Genomic DNA, 16,993 nt, shown 5'->3' with positions numbered 1-16,993 from the left:
GCTTATTTTTCATTTATTATAGGGTTTTTGTCAAAGAATTCTTTTACATACCCTACAAACTCCTGTGGTTCCTGACGAAATGGTGCGTGATAACCTTTTTCGATAATATGGAAAGTACTATTTTTTAAAAATTGATGGTACGTTTCGCCCTCTTTCCAAGAAACGCTACTATCATTTCTTCCCCATATAATTAAGGTTGGTTGTTTTATTTCATTTGCATTAATTTGAAGACGTCTAGGCCATAATTTCATTTTATTGTAATGCTCTTCATCATTACGTTTAAATCTCACTTTGCTCTCATCATAATCTGCAATGGCAGAAACGGTATTTAAATCAGTCGACAACTGTGGTCTTGGTGATCCTTGTTTATTAACGAGTGTATGAGGACCGCCCGTAGCATCAGTTAAAATAAGGTGTGTAACGGATTCTGGATATAAATATGTTAAATTAAGAGAAATTTCTCCGCCCATTGAGTGGCCCAATATTGCAAACGAATCGTAACCTAGTTTTTTCATTAATTTATAATACAAATTTGCATGAGTCGGGAAAGAATAATAAAAATCCATCGGCTTAGATGAGCGCCCGAATCCTAAAGCATCTACAGAAATAATTGTATGATCTTTTGCTAAGTCTGAGTAAATCTTTTGAAAACCATCTGACGATCCTCCAAATCCATGGATCATAAGTAAAGGTGGTTTTTCATTACCAATCTTTTTGAAGTAAATGGTTTGACCATCTATTTCTACCATTTTTTCCTCGGTAGCTAGTTTTGCTGTAAGTGTATTTTTAACTTGTTTTACTTGTTCTACTGGCTTTTCTGCTGCACTACATCCTACTAATAGTGTAAGAGTAAGACAACCTACCATAAAATAGCTAAATCGCTTCAATTAGGTGTCCCCTTTCTAACATAACGCTGTATCTATCATAGCAAATAGCATATTACGATTTCCAGGAAGTTCGCTACCATTTTTTATCATAAGAGGTGAAAGGAGCGTTTCTTGGAAATCTTCTATTTGAAGAAATTTGCGAAATGAAAATTGTGAATGTGGGACATCAATTCTTACTGTGCCATTCCAACATTCACATATCTTTTGTAGTAATTGAATAGCATCTTCTTCTCTTTTGGCGATAAGTGGATTGATACATAATATACTATCTTTTTGTATGCATAAGGAAAAAGCTTCTATACAGTTATGTCTCTCAATTTTAAAAGAGTGGCTCGTTCTTGGTAATAGTAATGAATAAAGTAAAGAACGATCGGCACCAGTTGTAATTTGATCGAGGGAAATAAGCGATATAAGATCTTTTTCTTCTATTTGTTTTGTATGAGTGATATGTGTCTTAGTAGTTTGTTTTTCAAAACGATGAATCGTCGTTATTGTTTGAAATCCGCATGATGTATAAAGAGGCTCGCCAGCTTTTGTTGCAATAAGTGCAATTGGTTGTTTTGTAAGAGTGTGTTCTAAGCAGTGATTAAGCAAAATACGCCCGATGCCTCGGCCTTGAAAATGAGGATGGACGATTAACATACCAATAGTAGAAAACCTATCTTTAAAAGGAAATGCGCCTCCAGCTGCAATCAGTTTATTTTCATGCATATAACCGACAAGTGTACCGAGAGAAAGGTACATTTCGAATTGTTTTTTCATAAATGCTTTATTTTGTAACCATCCAATAGATTTGCAAAGGTCGAGTAAATCAAAAATAAAAGTTTCATCTAGCTTTATTATTTTCATACATGTTCACCACGTTTCTATTAATTTTCATAAAAGTAGATTGAAAATGTTAAATAAGAGATTTACGTTAAATGAAATCCAACTTGTTTATATTTTGATTGTAAAGGAGAAGATGGTTGATATGAAAAGACAAAGTTATACAAATTATAACTGATATTTACATAAGTTAACAAAAAATTTACATATAACTAATTTTCTCTTAACAGTCTTCTATTAAATTTGATAGTGGGAAATGAATAACCTAATTAGGGGGACAAGACAGTGAAAAAGTTTGTGAAAAAAGCATGGCCATTTGCAGTTGTGGCGTCGTTAGCAGTTACTTCGGTAGCAACATGGAATTTTACACGTTCTAGTGAAGTGAGTGCAGATGAGAGCGGAAGCAATGCAAAGATTAAAAATGTCATTGTATTAATTGGGGATGGTATGGGCCCTTCATATATGACGGCTCACCGTTATATGAAAGATAATCCAAAAACTTTTGAGATGGAATCTACAGAGTTTGATAAACATCTTGTAGGAACACAAAAAACATATCCGGAAGATGAACATGAAAATATCACAGACTCTGCATCTGCAGCAACAGCTATGTCAGCAGGAATTAAAACATATAATGCGGCAATTGCAGTTGATAACGATAAAGCAGAAGTAAAAACTGTTCTTGAACAAGCGAAGGAAAAAGGGAAATCGACAGGATTAGTTGCTACTTCTGAAATTACACATGCAACACCAGCTGCTTTCGGTGCGCATGACATTAGTCGTAAAAATATGGACGCAATTGCAAATGATTATTTTGATGAGAAAATTAAAGGGAAGCATAAAGTAGATGTTATGCTTGGCGGCGGCGTAAAAAACTTTGTTAGAAAAGATCGCAATCTTACAGAAGAGTTTAAGAAATCTGGTTATAGCTACGTAACAGATCGAGATCAATTGTTAAATGATAAAAATGATCAAATCCTTGGTTTATTTGCACCAGGCGGTTTAGATAAAATGATTGATCGCACTGATAAAACACCTTCATTAGAAGAAATGACAAATGCAGCAATTGAGCGTTTGAACAAAAATAAAAAAGGTTTCTTCTTAATGGTTGAAGGAAGTCAAATTGACTGGGCAGGACATGATAATGATATCGTTGGCGCAATGAGTGAAATGGAAGACTTTGAAAAAGCATTTAAAGCAGCGATTGAGTTTGCGAAAAAAGATAAAAATACGTTAGTCGTTGCAACGGCAGACCACGCTACTGGTGGATTATCTTTAGGTGCAAATGGTGAGTATAACTTTAAAGTAGATCCAATTAAAGCTGCAAAACGCACACCAGACTTTATGGCAAATGAGATTGCAAACGGTGCGAATGTAGAAGAAACATTGAAAAAATATATTGATTTACAATTAACACCTGAAGAAATTAAAGCGGTAAATGATATTGCTCCTTCAAAAGATGTAACAAAGATTGATAATGCGATTGAAGATATTTTCAATAAGCGTTCGGTTACAGGATGGACAACAGGTGGACATACAGGAGAAGATGTAAACGTATATGCATTTGGCCCTGGTAAATACTTGTTCTCTGGCGTTCAAGAGAATACAAATATCGCTAAACGTGTCTTTGATATTGTTGGCGGTGGCGACCCGAATAAAGGAAGACGCTAATTAGAAACGAAAGTGAGGCGAAATGCCTCACTTTTCTTTTTAGGAGATGGGAAGATGAGAGCTTTTTTCATAGGGATATTATCCTTTCTAATAGGTGTATTATTGCTAGTTGGATGTCAATCCAAAGAGAATCAGATAGAACAAAAAGCTACTACTACAAAAGCTGAAGGAAAGGTACAAATAACGAAAGAAGAAGAGAAAACGATTCAAGGTGTGATAGAGAAATTTGTACGGACGACAAATGAAAAAAATCTTACTGAACATATGGAGTTATTTTCAAAGAACATGCCTAGTGCTGAAGACTTAAAAACGCAAAAAGAAGCAGCTTTTCAAAAGGGAAATAAAAAAATTGAATTGGAACATATAGACATAAAAGCTAGTAAAGCAGGATATGTTGTTGTTGAAACAAAAGAAAAGGAAATAGAAGGAGAGGTCACTATTCAGAAGAAAGTACAGTATGCACTTGGAAAAGAAGAGGATGGCTGGAAAATTGAAGAGGTTCGCACGATAGAGAAGAAATAAAGTGAAACTTTCCGTAAATAGCGCAAAAAAGGTTCTCATTGGCGAGAACCTTTTTTTATAGTGGTAACATAATTTGATCTGAGCATGCTTCGATATCATCAATATCTTGGCGAATGGTTGCCATTTTATTATCGAGATCTTCAGCTTTCATTGCTGCATCATGTAGTTCATCTTTTAAATACTCAGGTATTTTCCCCTCATATTTATAATAAAGTTTATGTTCTAAACTTGCCCAAAAGTCCATTGCAAGCGTACGTAATTGAATTTCTGCAAAGACTTCTTTTGTACCAGAATTTAGTGATAAAGGGTATTTGATAATCATGTGTAAACTTTTATAGCCATTTTGTTTTGGGTTAGCGATATAATCTTTTACTTCTATGATTTCCATATCTTCACGCTTTTGAATGACATTTTTTAAATGATAGATATCTTCTACGAAGCAACATGTAATACGAATGCCGATGATGTCTTGTAAATGCGTTTGCGCATTTTCAACTGTCGGTAATAAATTTTTACGCTCAAGTTTTTTAATAATACTTTCAGGTTGTTTTAATCTTGTTTTTATATGTTCAAACGGGTTGTAATCCTCTAAAAATTGGGCTTCCCGGTTCATAATTTCAAATTTAGTTTTTAACTCTTCTAAAGCAAATGTATATGGTAGTACAAAAGCTTTCCAGTAGTTAACTGTTGATTGATTATATTCCATTTATATACACACCTTTTCCTATTTACAAGTGAGGTTGTTATTATACTAAACACCAAATCATGTAGGCGCAAGCAGCAAATGATGAGATCATAAAACGATATTTAGTTTTCATATTTTCAACTCCTTTCAAATAAAATTTTATATAAATAAACGTGATTGTTAATAAGTTCACTATGTACAGTTTCTATAGTAATAGATTCGTGTGAATTTCGTATGAACTAATTGTTTCAGCTTTTTGTCTTTTTTTGCAATTGACAAATAGAATGAAGTTATATAATATATAAATCGTAATCATTACGATTTAGTTTGCGATCTTTAAAAGAAAGGAGAATTACATATGCGTGTAAATATTACACTAGCTTGTACAGAGTGCGGTGATCGTAATTATATTTCTAAAAAAAATAAACGAAACAATCCAGAGCGCATCGAACTAAAAAAATATTGTCCACGATTAAAGCGAGTAACGTTACATCGTGAAACGAAGTAGAAGACTAGAGATATCTCTAGTCTTTTTTTGTTATAATTACCTTAAAATTGTAATAAAAGGGAGCGGTATGATGAATCAAAAAGATAAAGAAAGAAAAGAGCAGGTGGTTCATATTATTAGCATTCCAGATGATTATAGGCTTGTTGTAGATGATCAAGAAGGTGTGGATGACCCATATCATCTATTATGGTGGGAGCATAAAGCGGATGAGGAGAGAACAATACGGATTACGTTGAATAGACATACTGGTAGTTTAATTGACTTTAGGATAGAGGATGAAAAAGCTTTTTCGAGCGGTGAGGAAGCGATAGAGGACAATCAAGCAAGAGAGATTGCAAATACATTCTTAAAAAAATATACAAAAGAAGGCTCTGAATTTTATACATATGTAATTGTTAAGGGTGACAGGCGCGGTTGGAAAGAAGTAAATTATATGCAAGAAGTGAATGGCTATCCATTGCCAAATACAGGGTGTGTTGTGCGAGTTCATCCTTCAGGAAATGTTGTGAATTTCCATTACAATGGACAAAAAGCGATAGAGAAAAAACCATTATGGCCAAGTGACATTGTTGAGGAGAACGTCGTTTTAGAAAGTTTGAAAGCTAGACAAGATATGAGACTTGTATTTGTAGATTTAACATACTCTTCATGTGAGTATGAAAACGGGGAGGAAGTAAAAGGGTACCATCTTGTATATGAACCAGAGCCTAGTCATGCATGTATTGATGCAAGTACAGGTAAAGATTTATATGGGCCAGAACATTATAAATTACCGCCAACAGTAGTTGTTGAAAAATTAGAAAAAGGTAGCCGGCAAGATGACATATTCGAATTATTTGACTGGGATAAAGAAAATTTTGCAAAAGTAGATGAGACGGAAAATGATAATGAAATAAGGATGAAATTTGTTTTGAAGGAGGAATTACAAAAACAGAAAGAAGAAAAGAATCCATATTTAATGAATGAATTCTTTAAAAAGCATTTACCGATGCTGAAATATAATAATTTAGTTAGCGTTACAATTGATAAATTAACCAATGAATTAACTGGTTTTATAAAATTGACAGATGATAAAGAAGTAAAGCAAATACTATCTAGAGAGGAATGTTTACAAAAAGCACTTCAATTTTTGGAACAAGTTATTCCAGATATCACACAATATCTGCGTCTTTGGGAGGAACGTGAAGAAGCTGAAGATGGGATTGAAAGATTTATTTTTTCTATATATATAAATGATATTCCGGCAGAGTATAACCAATTTATGATTAACATCAATGCGGAAAACGGTGCTGTGATGCACTACTCTGGAGAGTCTAGCAATTTTATAAAAGAATTGCTCACATACGAAACAACACCAAAAGTAACAAAGGAAAAAGCGTTAGAAATATACAGAAGGGCTATGCGAGTTCATTTAGAATGGTTTTTAGAAAATGAGGTAGAGGAAACAAATTACGAACTATTGTATAAACAAACAACGGATGAAAATCATAAAGAATCCTTCGACTGTAGTCGAGAAATTCGTTATATTGATGCGCATACTGGTGAGAAAATTTGGAGCAAGTAAAATAAAAAGAGTTATTTTTCAAAGAAAATAACTCTTTTTATTTTTATAATTTGCCTGTTCGTTTTTCAAATGTAAATGTGATAGGAAGGTTGGAAGGAGAACTATCACTTTTAAATGTTACTTTCCATTCTTTAGAGTGGGCTTTAATTTCGAAATCAAGAAGATTCATTGCTCTACGTTTATCTATTTCTAAAAACATATTATGAATTTCTGGTTCCTGCTGTAAATTAAGAGCCTTTAGTGTGACTGTTAATGTGAAAAAATCTCGCCCTTCATATACTATTTTTGATATTTTTGTTTTTTGTGTATTTAACAGTATATAAAAACGGTCTGATGGAGTTAATTGTACAGAGTCATCAGTAATTTCATCCTCCATATTATGAAGTTCAACTAAGAAAGATGTACTATGGGAAGAATCTTTTTTGCTTGTAATCTGTAATTCAGTAGGAATCATCGGTATTTCATAAAAATCATTCCTTATTATGTTGTTGTAATCCTCCGAAAATTTACGGACTTCTTTTGGGAAAGAGTCTTCTTCTTGTGTATTTAAAAAAGTTTTATATTGTTTTGGAATTTTTTTACTAAACTTTAATGTTTCTTTAAAGTAATAATTGGATCCAGTTAAAAATAAAAAACTACAAATTAATAAAAAAATTCGATAGGGATTTTGAAAGTGAAAGAACAATAGTATACATGTAATAAATCCAATTACATAGAAAATAAAGATAAGTAGTTCTAATTTTGAGTGAAAGGAGAAACCATAGTTATGAAAAAATTTCATTCCAATTATAATTTGAGCTCCAAAAAACAAGGAAATTCCAAATTGAAAAAATAATAAATCAGGCCCTCTCTTAATAACAAAAGTAATGAATGAAATGAAAAGTAAAAATACCCCTAAATAAATTGTTACATTTAATAATCGATCTAATGTGAGCATGAATAGTGTCCCCTTTAATAGCATATTCATATATAAATAACAATTTTATATAATTATAATATAACAATAAAATATTTTAAATGTTGGAAGTGGTGAGTTTTATAAATAAACTGTACAGACACAAACAACCTCATGCCCACATACACTTAGTAAAGACCACTATTTTGGCGGAGGTGAAAGGTTTGAGTCTATTCGCCGCAATTGGATATATGGTTCGAGAAGTGTTTGTTTTTGTTTCTTATGTGAAGAACAATGCGTTTCCGCAGCCATTATCATCAGACGATGAGAGAAAGTACTTAGAGTTAATGGAGCAAGGTGATGCTCAAGCGAGGAATCTGTTAATTGAACATAATTTACGGCTTGTAGCTCATATCGTTAAAAAATTTGAAAATACAGGGGAAGATGCAGAAGATTTAATTTCAATTGGTACAATCGGGCTCATTAAAGCAATCGAGAGCTATTCGGCAGGAAAAGGTACAAAACTTGCGACGTACGCAGCACGCTGTATTGAAAATGAAATTTTGATGCATTTACGTGTATTAAAGAAAACGAAAAAGGACGTTTCACTTCATGATCCAATTGGGCAAGATAAAGAGGGGAATGAAATATCGCTTATTGATATATTAAAATCAGAGTCTGAAGATGTAATTGATATGATCCAGCTTAGTATGGAGTTAGAAAAGATTAAAGAGTATATCGATATTTTAGACGAACGAGAGAAAGAAGTAATCGTGAAGCGTTTTGGACTGGGGCTTGATAAGGAGAAAACGCAACGAGAGATTGCGAAGGCACTTGGTATTTCCAGAAGCTACGTATCAAGAATTGAAAAGCGCGCTTTAATGAAAATGTTCCATGAATTTGTAAGAGCAGAGAAAGAGAAAAAAGCAAAAGAATAATGTACATTACAAGCAGCCGTATTTTAAAATGGGCTGCTTTTCTTTTTGGAAATAAGGAAAGAAAAAGAGTTGTGTTCAGAAGAAATCCATGTTCACTGTTGAAAATGACGGATTCTATCTGTAATATTAGAAGGTGCTAAACAATTTAAGAATGATACCGTACTTAGTTTTCTGCATGTATAATATGGCGGTTCTATATGATATGTGGGAATAAGAACTAATTTTACATATGATATAGAAGGAAAAGAAGGGGAAGCTAAAGTTATAGACTGATTAGGAGGTTCCGCAATTTGCGACGTACATTATATCGACTTATGATCGAACTTACAAATGGTCGTTTTACTTCTTATATATTACGTAAATTTGCACAATCTCGTTTGAGCTCTATCATTATTCCATCGTATGCGAAAGTATTTCAAATTAATCAAGATGAGATGGAAAAGGGTTTGAAGGAATATAGAACATTGCATGAATTATTTACACGTAAGCTAAAAGAAGGAAAGCGTAGTATTGATACAGATGCATCGAGTATCGTTAGTCCTGTTGATGGTGTTTTTGCTGATCACGGTCCTATTGAGGACACAAAAACATTTGATATTAAAGGCAAGCGTTATTCGATTGTGGATATGCTAGGTAATGAAGAACGTGCACAGCGATATGCAGGTGGTACATATATGGTTATTTATTTAAGCCCAAGTCATTATCATCGTATTCATAGTCCGCTTTCTGGTTCTGTGACTGAAAGATTTGTACTCGGTAGAAAATCATATCCGGTAAATGCAGCTGGTATGGAATACGGGAAAGAACCATTGTCAAAAAACTATCGCTCCGTTACAGAAGTGAATAGTGACGGTGAACATATGGCGCTTGTAAAAGTAGGAGCTATGTTTGTAAATAGTATTGAGCTGCTGCATGAAAGAGACACTGTTCAAAAAGGTGAAGAAATGGCATACTTTACATTCGGTTCAACAGTTGTGTTATTGTTTGAAAAAGATATGATAGAAGTAGTGCAAGAATTGAAGAGTGGGCAAGAGCTTCGCCTTGGTGAAAAAATTGCTACTCGATTGGCTCATAAGTAAAAAAGATTTTATAACTGTAAGCAAGATTTATGGACAAAGATGCGTAATGATGAAATTCCCTAGATGGGAGTACTTGTTTATTCGAGAGCCATCGCAGGATGGCTCTTTTTACAAGTTAGTTAATTAAAATTCCACTTTATATGTAATCAAGACGATTTAACAAGCTTGTCCTCTAATGAGCGTCTAATAATTTCTTGTTTTATAAGTAAAATGAAGTCGGGATTTAATTTTAGTTCTTTTGCTTTATAATAAGACTCAGTGAGTAACTCAGTAGATAACTGTTCCATATGTTTTGTTTTCAAGGTGAGTCACCTCCTAATAATATAAGGATTGATTCGTTGTTGCATTTAATGTACCAAAAAAATATGACAGTCACAAACGAGTGGTTATCCACATACCTAGGTGGATAAAATGTGTATAGATTGTTAGTAAATTCCAAATTAACTGAAATATTAATGTGGAAAATGTGTACAATTTTATCCACAGGCCATATATCGAAATATGTTGTCGAAAAATTTTTATGAAAACTCCTCAAAGAGGTGAAAGAAATTGAAACTATTTTTACCAAATGAATATGTGAAAAATGTATATCATGTTCAACCAGAAGATTTGAAGAAACGTGGAATTAAAGGTGTTATTACTGATTTAGATAACACTTTAATTGAATGGGATCGTCCAAATGCAACGCCACAACTTGAAGAATGGTTTTTGAAAATGAAAGAGCAAGGCATTCAAGTAACGGTCGTTTCAAATAATAATGAGCAACGAGTGAAAGATTTTGCTGATCCATTAGGCATTCCATTTATTCATAGTGCGCGTAAGCCATTTGTTCGTGCGTTTAAGCGTGCGATACGAGAGATGCAGTTGCAACCAGATGAAGTTGTAGTAATTGGGGATCAGTTACTGACAGATGTGCTAGGTGGAAACCGAGTTGGACTGCATACAATTTTAGTTGTACCAGTAGCACAAACAGACGGATTAGTAACGCGCTTTAATCGAAAAATTGAACGAAGAATTATGAGAAACATGAAGAAAAAAGGTTTAATTAACTGGGAGGAATAAAGTTTGACTGAAACAATTAAATGTATTGGTTGCGGTGTAGAAATTCAAACAGAAGATAAAAATGAAGTGGGATATGCTCCTGCCTCATCTTTAGAAAAAGAACAAGTAATTTGTCAACGCTGTTTCCGATTGAAACATTATAACGAAATTCAAGATGTCTCATTAACAGATGATGATTTCCTACGTATTCTAAACGGTATTGGAAAATCGGATGCGTTAGTAGTTAAAATTGTAGATATTTTCGACTTTAATGGTAGCTGGTTACCTGGCTTACATCGTTTCGTGGGAAATAATAAAGTATTACTTGTTGGGAATAAAGCTGATTTAATTCCTAAGTCAGTAAAACATGATAAAGTAAAGCATTGGATGCGCTATAGTGCAAAGCAGCTAGGATTAAAGCCAGAAGATGTCTTTTTAATTAGTGCAGCGAAGGGACAAGGGATTGCTGAGCTGGCAGATGCGATTGAGTATTACCGCGGCGGAAAAGATGTTTACGTTGTTGGATGTACAAATGTAGGGAAATCAACATTCATTAATCGTATGATTAAAGAATTTAGTGATGAGACTGAAAATGTAATTACAACATCTCATTTCCCAGGAACAACGCTTGATTTAATTGATATCCCGTTAGACGAAGAATCTTCTTTATGTGATACGCCAGGTATTATTAACCACCATCAAATGGCTCATTATGTTGGAAAACAAAGCTTAAAGCTTATTACACCAACAAAAGAAATTAAGCCAATGGTATTCCAATTAAATGAAGAACAAACATTGTTCTTTAGCGGATTGGCACGTTTTGATTACGTAAGTGGCGGTCGTCGCGCATTTACTTGTCACTTCTCAAATCGTTTAACAATCCATCGTACAAAGCTTGAGAAAGCAGATGAATTGTATAAAAATCATGCAGGGGATTTACTAAGCCCGCCAACACCAGAAGAATTAGAAAATATGCCAGAGCTAGTGAAATACGAGTTTAATATTCGTGAACCAAAAACGGATGTTGTATTCTCTGGATTAGGATGGGTTACTGTGAACGAACCGGGAGCAAAAATTGTTGCACACGTACCAAAAGGAGTAAGTGTTTCATTGCGTAAATCTTTAATTTAATATGGAGAGGGATTTATGAAACAATTATATGGTGTAATCGGAAATCCAATTGGACATTCATTATCACCCGTTATGCATAACGATGCATTTGAACACTTGAATATGGATGCCCATTATCATGCCTTTCTTGTTAAAGAGGAAGTGCTAGGGGAAGCAGTAAGAGGTTTAAAAGCGTTAGGTATTTCAGGATTTAATGTAACAACTCCGCACAAAGTTGCGATTATGGATTATTTGGATGAGATTGACCCGCTAGCAAAACAAATTGGTGCAGTAAATACGGTGGTTCATAAGGATGGGAAATTGATTGGCTACAATACAGATGGAATTGGTTTTGTCCGAGCATTGCAGTCCATTAGTAGTGAACCACTTCAAGAGAAACGTATTTTATTGCTTGGCGCAGGTGGTGCTAGTCGAGCTATTTATTTTTCACTTGCTGATGTAGGTGTGAAAGAGATTGATGTAGCGAATCGTACAGTAGATAAGGCGAAAGAACTTATTACTGCATGTACGGCTACTGTTCATTCTGTTGCTTTATCGTTAGAGAAAGCAACAGAAGAACAAGAGAATTATGATATTATCATTCAGACGACAACAATAGGTATGCATCCACGTGTCGAACATACGCCGTTACAAATTTCTTCGTTGAAAAAGGGAACGATTGTATCAGATATAATTTATAATCCATTTGAAACGAAAATTTTATGTGAGGCGAAAGAGCAAGGTGCAATGATTCAAAATGGTATTGATATGTTTGTTTATCAAGGAGCGCTTGCATTTGAAATGTGGACAGGGCGCACGCCAAATATCGAACGAATGAAACAATTAGTTATAAGAAAGCTTGGAGGCTAACATATATGTTAACAGGAAAACAAAAAAGATTTTTACGTGCACAGGCACACCATTTAACACCAATTTTTCAAGTAGGAAAAGGCGGAGTAAATGAAAATATGATTAAACAAATCGCAGATACTTTAGAAGCTCGTGAGCTATTTAAAGTAAGTGTGCTACAAAACTGTGAATTCGATCGCCGTGAAGTTGCGGAAGAACTTGCAAAAGGTGCACGTGCGGAAATCGTTCAAGTAATTGGAAGCACAATCGTTTTATACAAAGAGTCAAGAGAAAATAAACAAATTAAGCTTCCTCGATAAAAAGATTAGCATGCGCTATTTTTATCGTTGATGCGTAATGATGTAGAGAACGAAACCAATTGAACTTTTATTAATAGCAACTCTCTTCTGTTAGGAATGAAGAGAGTTGCTGTACGTAAAAGGAAGGGGCGTTTCTTTTGAGGAAAATTGGCATCATTGGCGGTACATTTGATCCGCCACATTATGGACATTTGCTCATTGCAAATGAAGTATATCATGCTTTGAATTTAGAAGAAGTATGGTTCTTACCGAACCAAATTCCGCCGCATAAACAAGGGCGGAATATTACAAGTGTAGAAAGTCGCTTACAAATGTTAGAACTTGCGACTGAGGAAGAGGAACATTTTTCTATTTGTTTAGAAGAGCTAAGCAGGAAGGGCCCATCTTATACGTATGACACTATGCTACAATTAACGAAGAAGCATCCGGATGTGCAGTTTCACTTTATTATTGGTGGAGATATGGTTGAGTATTTACCGAAGTGGTATAACATTGAAGCGTTACTTGATCTTGTAACGTTTGTTGGGGTTGCAAGACCGGGTTATACATTGCATACACCTTATCCTATCACCACTGTGGAAATTCCGGAGTTTGCAGTTTCTTCATCTTTATTACGTGAGAGATATAAAGAGAAGAAAACATGCAAATATTTACTTCCTGAAAAAGTACAGGTATATATCGAGAGGAATGGGTTGTATGAATCGTGAGGAAGCACTTCATATTGTGAAACAACAAATGCATGAAAAACGTTATATACACACAATTGGTGTAATGGAGACGGCAATTGAACTCGCTAAATTATACGGTGTGGATGAAAAAAAGGCTGAAGTTGCAGCTATATTCCATGATTATGCGAAGTGTAGAGCGATTTCAGAGATGGAAGAGATCATTAAAAGTGAAGGTTTGCCGAAAGATTTACTTTGTTATAACAAAGAGTTATGGCATGCACCTGTTGGGGCATACTTAGTAGAAAAAGAAGTAGGTATTACAGATCCTGAAATCCTGCAAGCTATTACATATCATACAAGTGGTCATGAGAAAATGACGATGTTAGATAAAGTAATTTATGTAGCTGATTATATTGAGCCTGGGCGAAAGTTTCCAGGGGTGGAGGAAGCTCGTAAACTCGCATATACGGATATAGATCAAGCTTTATTATTTGCGCTAAAGAGAACAATTCAATTTTTAATGGAAAAAGATCAAACGATTTATCCATTAACATTCCAAACATACAATGCAGTTATCAAGGAGGAAATGAGTAAATGAAAGATAAAGATTTATTAGTATTAGCAGCAAAAGCAGCTGATGATAAGAGAGCAGAAGATATGGTTGTCCTAAATATGCAAGGTATTTCACCAATTGCAGATTATTTCATTATTTGTCACGGTAACTCAGATAAGCAAGTGCAAGCAATTGCACGTGAAATTAAAGCGAAAGCACACGAGTTCCAAATCGACGTACAACGTATGGAAGGTTTTGACGAAGCTCGCTGGGTATTAGTTGACCTTGGAGATGTAGTTGCTCATGTATTCCATAAAGATGAGCGTAATCACTATAATTTAGAGCGTCTATGGGGCGATGTGCCACGTGAAGATATTACAGAAGAGTTAGGCCAATGAACTACGAGCAATTTGCGTTGCTGTACGATGAACTAATGAATGATGTCCCTTATGATAAATGGGTGGAATTCACAGAGGAAAGCTTGCAGCAAGCGGATATGAAAGAGGCGAAGATTCTTGATGTAGCATGCGGTACTGGTAATGTAACGCTTCCGCTTGTACAAAAGGGTTACGATGTAATCGGTGTCGATCTTTCGGAAGAAATGTTAGCAGTCGCACAGCAAAAACTAGGCGAGGCAGGATATTTTATTCCTTTTTACCAACAAGATATGCGAGAGCTTGATGTTCTGGGTGAGTTTGACTGTGTAACGATCTTTTGTGATTCATTAAACTATGTATTGCAAGAAGATGGAGTGCAAGAAACATTCCGAAGAGTGTTTCATCATTTACGTCAAGATGGTTTGTTTTTATTTGATGTACATTCTTTATATAAAATACATCATGTATTTCAAAATGAAACATACACAGTGAATGGAGAAGAAATATCTCTTATTTGGAATTGCTTCCCTGGTGAAGATTCAAACAGTGTAGAACATGATTTAACATTCTTTGTTCAAGACCCAGAAGAAGATGTGTACCATCGTTTTGACGAATGTCACGTACAACGTGCATATCCGGTTGAAGAGTTAACGAAATGGCTTGAAGAAGCTGGTTTTACAGTGCTTCGTGTAACTGGTGACTTTGAGCGACTTGAAGTTACAGAACAAACAGAGCGCATTTTCTTCATGGCGAAGAAAAACGGATAAAACAAAAGCAACCGAGAAGGTTGCTTTTGTTTTGTGAAGAAGCTGTAATTTTAGTTCTAGGATAATAAGAAAATGACATACGTGAATTGTGAAAATGCTACTTTAAGTAAAAATGTAATGTGAAAAATTAAGTATTTATAAAAAGGATTTGGAATGACGATGACGTATTTATTATGTGTGTTTATTGAATTGCTGATCAACGCATTTTAAATCTTCATCAAATTTCTCGTGTGTCCGCTCGATTAATTTATGAAACATATCTCCAACATGTTCTTCTAAAACCCGAATACCTTCTCCTGTAACGCCGCCTTTCACACATACTTTTTCTTGTAAAGTAGGCAATGTGAAAATTCCTTTTTCGAGTAGTTTCCCCATTCCAACGACCATTTCACTTACTAAAGTAGTGGCTTCTTCATGTGTAATATTTGTTTTATCTACAGCAGCATTAATGAAACATTGTAATAAATAACTAAAGAATGCAGGGCCGCAGCTTGCTATATCAGATGAAACGCGCGTTATATCTTCTTCTATTACAAGGGGAGTAGAAATGTTTTTGAATAAGCGGAATAGTTTTTGTTGCCATTCTTCAGAGCAGTTACTTCCAAATGTAAATAGTGATGCGCCAGATAGGGCGCGGTTTGTAATGCTCGGAATAATACGAGCAACATGGCAAGGTACAAGTGTCTCTAATTGTGATGGAGATATTGGACTTGTGATAGAAACTAAGCACTTTTCATCAGAAAAATGTTCGGCGTATTTTTGTAAGATTGGGTATATATCTATCGGCTTTACACAAATAAAAATAAGATGTGATCGTTCGATTACCTCATCAATAGTTTTGGCTATATGAACAGAAGGGTATTTTTCCTTTATATGATATGCTTTGGCGGGCGTTCGATTAATGATCGTAAGGCACGAAGGTTTGGTAGCACGGGTTTCTAAAAATGCATCGATTAGTATATTCCCCATGTTTCCTGTCCCTATAATTCCTATGTTCAATGTTTCATCCCTCCTTCGTAACAGCTTTCTCCTAAACAATATGAATGATGTTATAAATTTATGATTAGAGGTGAAAAATGATGTGGGATTTTCCAAAGAAATGGTTAGGATTAGCAGCTATTATTGGAACTGTGCTTTTTCTTCTTTTCTGGAAAACGAACGAGCATACAGAGCGATCAGCTATTGCAACGGATGTTCAAGCGAAAGATATAGAGAAGAAAAGTAAACCGAAAATATCGGATACAAAGCAGCAGAAAAAAATAATTGTAATTGATATGAAAGGGGCTGTTGTTAAAGAGGGGGTGTATGAAATGAAAGAAGGGGACCGGGTCAAGGATGCCATTGAAAAAGCAGGTGGTTTTTTGCCTGAGGCAGATAGGATGAAGGTAAATTTAGCGCAAATGGTACAAGACCAAATGCTTCTTTATGTACCGAATAAAAACGAACAAGTGCAAGAGGTAGCTGCTGTTTCAAAGGGAGAGGGAAAAGTTCAAATAAATGCAGCTTCTAAAGAACAACTTGAAAAAATTACAGGTATTGGTTCTCGGAAAGCAGAAAGTATTTTGAAATATCGAGAGGAACATGGTCCGTTTCAAAAAATAGAAGATTTGTTAGAGATTGATGGGATTGGTGTGAAGTCTTTGGAGAAAATAAAAGATCAAATTATTATTCCGTAAAAGATTGACGAAGTTTTTCTTCATTCGCTACACTACAAGTAGACAAAAAAGTAGGTGA

The 16,993-nt window shown here is 34.7% G+C and carries 21 protein-coding genes; 15 read left to right on the top strand and 6 right to left on the bottom strand.

Annotated elements, in window-relative coordinates; all coding sequences use genetic code 11:
* Positions 1–2: 2 nt before the first annotated feature.
* A complete protein-coding gene (locus BGI23_RS21000; protein WP_070806854.1) occupies positions 3–887 on the bottom strand; it encodes an alpha/beta fold hydrolase in 885 nt (294 codons plus the stop codon).
* A 15-nt stretch (positions 888–902) separates the two neighbouring features.
* Positions 903–1,736, bottom strand: coding sequence for a GNAT family N-acetyltransferase (locus tag BGI23_RS20995; protein WP_000691515.1), 834 nt, complete (start codon positions 1,734–1,736; stop codon positions 903–905).
* Positions 1,737–1,997: 261 nt separating this feature from the next.
* Here BGI23_RS20995 and BGI23_RS20990 point away from each other — a divergent pair, with 261 nt between their 5' ends.
* Positions 1,998–3,383 (top strand): alkaline phosphatase, encoded by a 1,386-nt coding sequence (locus BGI23_RS20990; RefSeq protein WP_000714935.1) that lies wholly within the window; start codon positions 1,998–2,000, stop codon positions 3,381–3,383.
* A gap of 54 nt (positions 3,384–3,437) precedes the next feature.
* Positions 3,438–3,905 (top strand): hypothetical protein, encoded by a 468-nt coding sequence (locus BGI23_RS20985; RefSeq protein ID WP_001201006.1) that lies wholly within the window; start codon positions 3,438–3,440, stop codon positions 3,903–3,905.
* 55 nt (positions 3,906–3,960) lie between these two features.
* On the opposite strand, the gene BGI23_RS20980 is transcribed toward BGI23_RS20985, so the two are convergent.
* Positions 3,961–4,611, bottom strand: a complete 651-nt coding sequence (locus BGI23_RS20980) for a GTP pyrophosphokinase (protein WP_000456224.1) — start codon at positions 4,609–4,611, stop codon at positions 3,961–3,963.
* Between the two features lie 337 nt (positions 4,612–4,948).
* Between BGI23_RS20980 and rpmG the strand changes: the two genes are divergently transcribed.
* Both rpmG and BGI23_RS20970 read left to right on the top strand, forming a co-directional pair.
* Positions 4,949–5,098, top strand: coding sequence for a 50S ribosomal protein L33 (gene rpmG / locus BGI23_RS20975; protein WP_001265617.1), 150 nt, complete (start codon positions 4,949–4,951; stop codon positions 5,096–5,098).
* Positions 5,099–5,168: 70 nt separating this feature from the next.
* Entirely contained in the window at positions 5,169–6,662 is a 1,494-nt protein-coding gene (locus BGI23_RS20970; RefSeq protein ID WP_070806853.1) for a YcdB/YcdC domain-containing protein, read from the top strand.
* 43 nt (positions 6,663–6,705) lie between these two features.
* Here the strand turns inward: BGI23_RS20970 and BGI23_RS20965 are convergent, their stop codons facing one another.
* Positions 6,706–7,599: a hypothetical protein gene (locus tag BGI23_RS20965; protein WP_044793773.1), complete on the bottom strand. Its 894-nt coding sequence runs from the start codon at positions 7,597–7,599 to the stop codon at positions 6,706–6,708.
* Positions 7,600–7,781: 182 nt separating this feature from the next.
* Between BGI23_RS20965 and sigK the strand changes: the two genes are divergently transcribed.
* Both sigK and BGI23_RS20955 read left to right on the top strand, forming a co-directional pair.
* Entirely contained in the window at positions 7,782–8,495 is a 714-nt protein-coding gene (gene sigK / locus BGI23_RS20960) for an RNA polymerase sporulation sigma factor SigK (RefSeq protein WP_000051382.1), read from the top strand.
* A 290-nt stretch (positions 8,496–8,785) separates the two neighbouring features.
* Positions 8,786–9,574, top strand: coding sequence for a phosphatidylserine decarboxylase (locus BGI23_RS20955; RefSeq protein ID WP_001254997.1), 789 nt, complete (start codon positions 8,786–8,788; stop codon positions 9,572–9,574).
* A 146-nt stretch (positions 9,575–9,720) separates the two neighbouring features.
* Here BGI23_RS20955 and sda read toward each other — a convergent pair whose 3' ends face one another.
* Positions 9,721–9,876: a sporulation histidine kinase inhibitor Sda gene (sda, locus tag BGI23_RS20950; protein WP_000850094.1), complete on the bottom strand. Its 156-nt coding sequence runs from the start codon at positions 9,874–9,876 to the stop codon at positions 9,721–9,723.
* Positions 9,877–10,123: 247 nt separating this feature from the next.
* Here sda and BGI23_RS20945 point away from each other — a divergent pair, with 247 nt between their 5' ends.
* From BGI23_RS20945 to BGI23_RS20910, 8 genes are all read left to right on the top strand, one after another.
* Positions 10,124–10,636, top strand: coding sequence for a YqeG family HAD IIIA-type phosphatase (locus BGI23_RS20945; RefSeq protein ID WP_000765311.1), 513 nt, complete (start codon positions 10,124–10,126; stop codon positions 10,634–10,636).
* 3 nt (positions 10,637–10,639) lie between these two features.
* Complete coding sequence (yqeH, locus tag BGI23_RS20940) at positions 10,640–11,746, top strand: ribosome biogenesis GTPase YqeH (RefSeq protein WP_070806852.1); 1,107 nt, start codon at positions 10,640–10,642, stop codon at positions 11,744–11,746.
* Positions 11,747–11,761: 15 nt separating this feature from the next.
* Positions 11,762–12,595, top strand: a complete 834-nt coding sequence (gene aroE, locus BGI23_RS20935; protein ID WP_044793776.1) for a shikimate dehydrogenase — start codon at positions 11,762–11,764, stop codon at positions 12,593–12,595.
* Positions 12,596–12,600: 5 nt separating this feature from the next.
* Positions 12,601–12,894 carry a ribosome assembly RNA-binding protein YhbY gene (yhbY, locus tag BGI23_RS20930; protein ID WP_000955224.1) on the top strand — a complete coding sequence of 98 codons (294 nt, stop codon included), beginning with the start codon at positions 12,601–12,603 and terminating at the stop codon, positions 12,892–12,894.
* Between the two features lie 137 nt (positions 12,895–13,031).
* Entirely contained in the window at positions 13,032–13,601 is a 570-nt protein-coding gene (gene nadD / locus BGI23_RS20925; protein WP_001226058.1) for a nicotinate-nucleotide adenylyltransferase, read from the top strand.
* On the top strand, positions 13,591–14,160 hold the full coding sequence (gene yqeK, locus BGI23_RS20920) for a bis(5'-nucleosyl)-tetraphosphatase (symmetrical) YqeK (RefSeq protein ID WP_001078246.1): 570 nt from the start codon (positions 13,591–13,593) through the stop codon (positions 14,158–14,160). The genes nadD and yqeK overlap by 11 nt, the downstream gene beginning before the upstream one ends.
* Positions 14,157–14,513: a ribosome silencing factor gene (gene rsfS / locus BGI23_RS20915; RefSeq protein ID WP_000653200.1), complete on the top strand. Its 357-nt coding sequence runs from the start codon at positions 14,157–14,159 to the stop codon at positions 14,511–14,513. The genes yqeK and rsfS overlap by 4 nt, the downstream gene beginning before the upstream one ends.
* On the top strand, positions 14,510–15,259 hold the full coding sequence (locus BGI23_RS20910) for a class I SAM-dependent DNA methyltransferase (protein WP_070806851.1): 750 nt from the start codon (positions 14,510–14,512) through the stop codon (positions 15,257–15,259). Before rsfS ends, BGI23_RS20910 begins: the two co-directional genes overlap by 4 nt.
* A 171-nt stretch (positions 15,260–15,430) precedes the next feature.
* On the opposite strand, the gene comER is transcribed toward BGI23_RS20910, so the two are convergent.
* Positions 15,431–16,258: a late competence protein ComER gene (gene comER, locus BGI23_RS20905; protein ID WP_061132138.1), complete on the bottom strand. Its 828-nt coding sequence runs from the start codon at positions 16,256–16,258 to the stop codon at positions 15,431–15,433.
* 77 nt (positions 16,259–16,335) lie between these two features.
* Here comER and BGI23_RS20900 point away from each other — a divergent pair, with 77 nt between their 5' ends.
* The gene (locus BGI23_RS20900) at positions 16,336–16,935 is read left to right on the top strand and encodes a helix-hairpin-helix domain-containing protein (RefSeq protein WP_070806850.1); all 600 of its coding nucleotides are present in this window, start codon (positions 16,336–16,338) and stop codon (positions 16,933–16,935) included.
* The last annotated feature ends 58 nt before the right edge of the window (positions 16,936–16,993 follow it).

It is taken from the genome of Bacillus sp. ABP14 (assembly GCF_001831375.1).
Taxonomy (GTDB): Bacteria; Bacillota; Bacilli; order Bacillales; family Bacillaceae_G; genus Bacillus_A; species Bacillus_A paranthracis.
Note: the sequence above shows the minus strand (reverse complement) of the source record. Positions and strands in the feature narration are given on the sequence as shown.

Bases quoted from the DNA above. Each gene is read 5' to 3' on its own strand.
- rpmG (WP_001265617.1), top strand. From the start codon at position 4,949: ATGCGTGTAAATATTACACTAGCTTGTACAGAGTGCGGTGATCGTAAT.
- aroE (WP_044793776.1), top strand. From the start codon at position 11,762: ATGAAACAATTATATGGTGTAATCGGAAATCCAATTGGACATTCATTA.
- yhbY (WP_000955224.1), top strand. From the start codon at position 12,601: ATGTTAACAGGAAAACAAAAAAGATTTTTACGTGCACAGGCACACCAT.
- yqeK (WP_001078246.1), top strand. From the start codon at position 13,591: ATGAATCGTGAGGAAGCACTTCATATTGTGAAACAACAAATGCATGAA.
- BGI23_RS20985 (WP_001201006.1), top strand. From the start codon at position 3,438: ATGAGAGCTTTTTTCATAGGGATATTATCCTTTCTAATAGGTGTATTA.
- BGI23_RS20965 (WP_044793773.1), bottom strand. From the start codon at position 7,599: ATGCTCACATTAGATCGATTATTAAATGTAACAATTTATTTAGGGGTA.
- BGI23_RS20910 (WP_070806851.1), top strand. From the start codon at position 14,510: ATGAACTACGAGCAATTTGCGTTGCTGTACGATGAACTAATGAATGAT.
- BGI23_RS20980 (WP_000456224.1), bottom strand. From the start codon at position 4,611: ATGGAATATAATCAATCAACAGTTAACTACTGGAAAGCTTTTGTACTA.
- BGI23_RS20970 (WP_070806853.1), top strand. From the start codon at position 5,169: ATGAATCAAAAAGATAAAGAAAGAAAAGAGCAGGTGGTTCATATTATT.
- rsfS (WP_000653200.1), top strand. From the start codon at position 14,157: ATGAAAGATAAAGATTTATTAGTATTAGCAGCAAAAGCAGCTGATGAT.
- BGI23_RS20900 (WP_070806850.1), top strand. From the start codon at position 16,336: ATGATGTGGGATTTTCCAAAGAAATGGTTAGGATTAGCAGCTATTATT.
- BGI23_RS20995 (WP_000691515.1), bottom strand. From the start codon at position 1,736: ATGAAAATAATAAAGCTAGATGAAACTTTTATTTTTGATTTACTCGAC.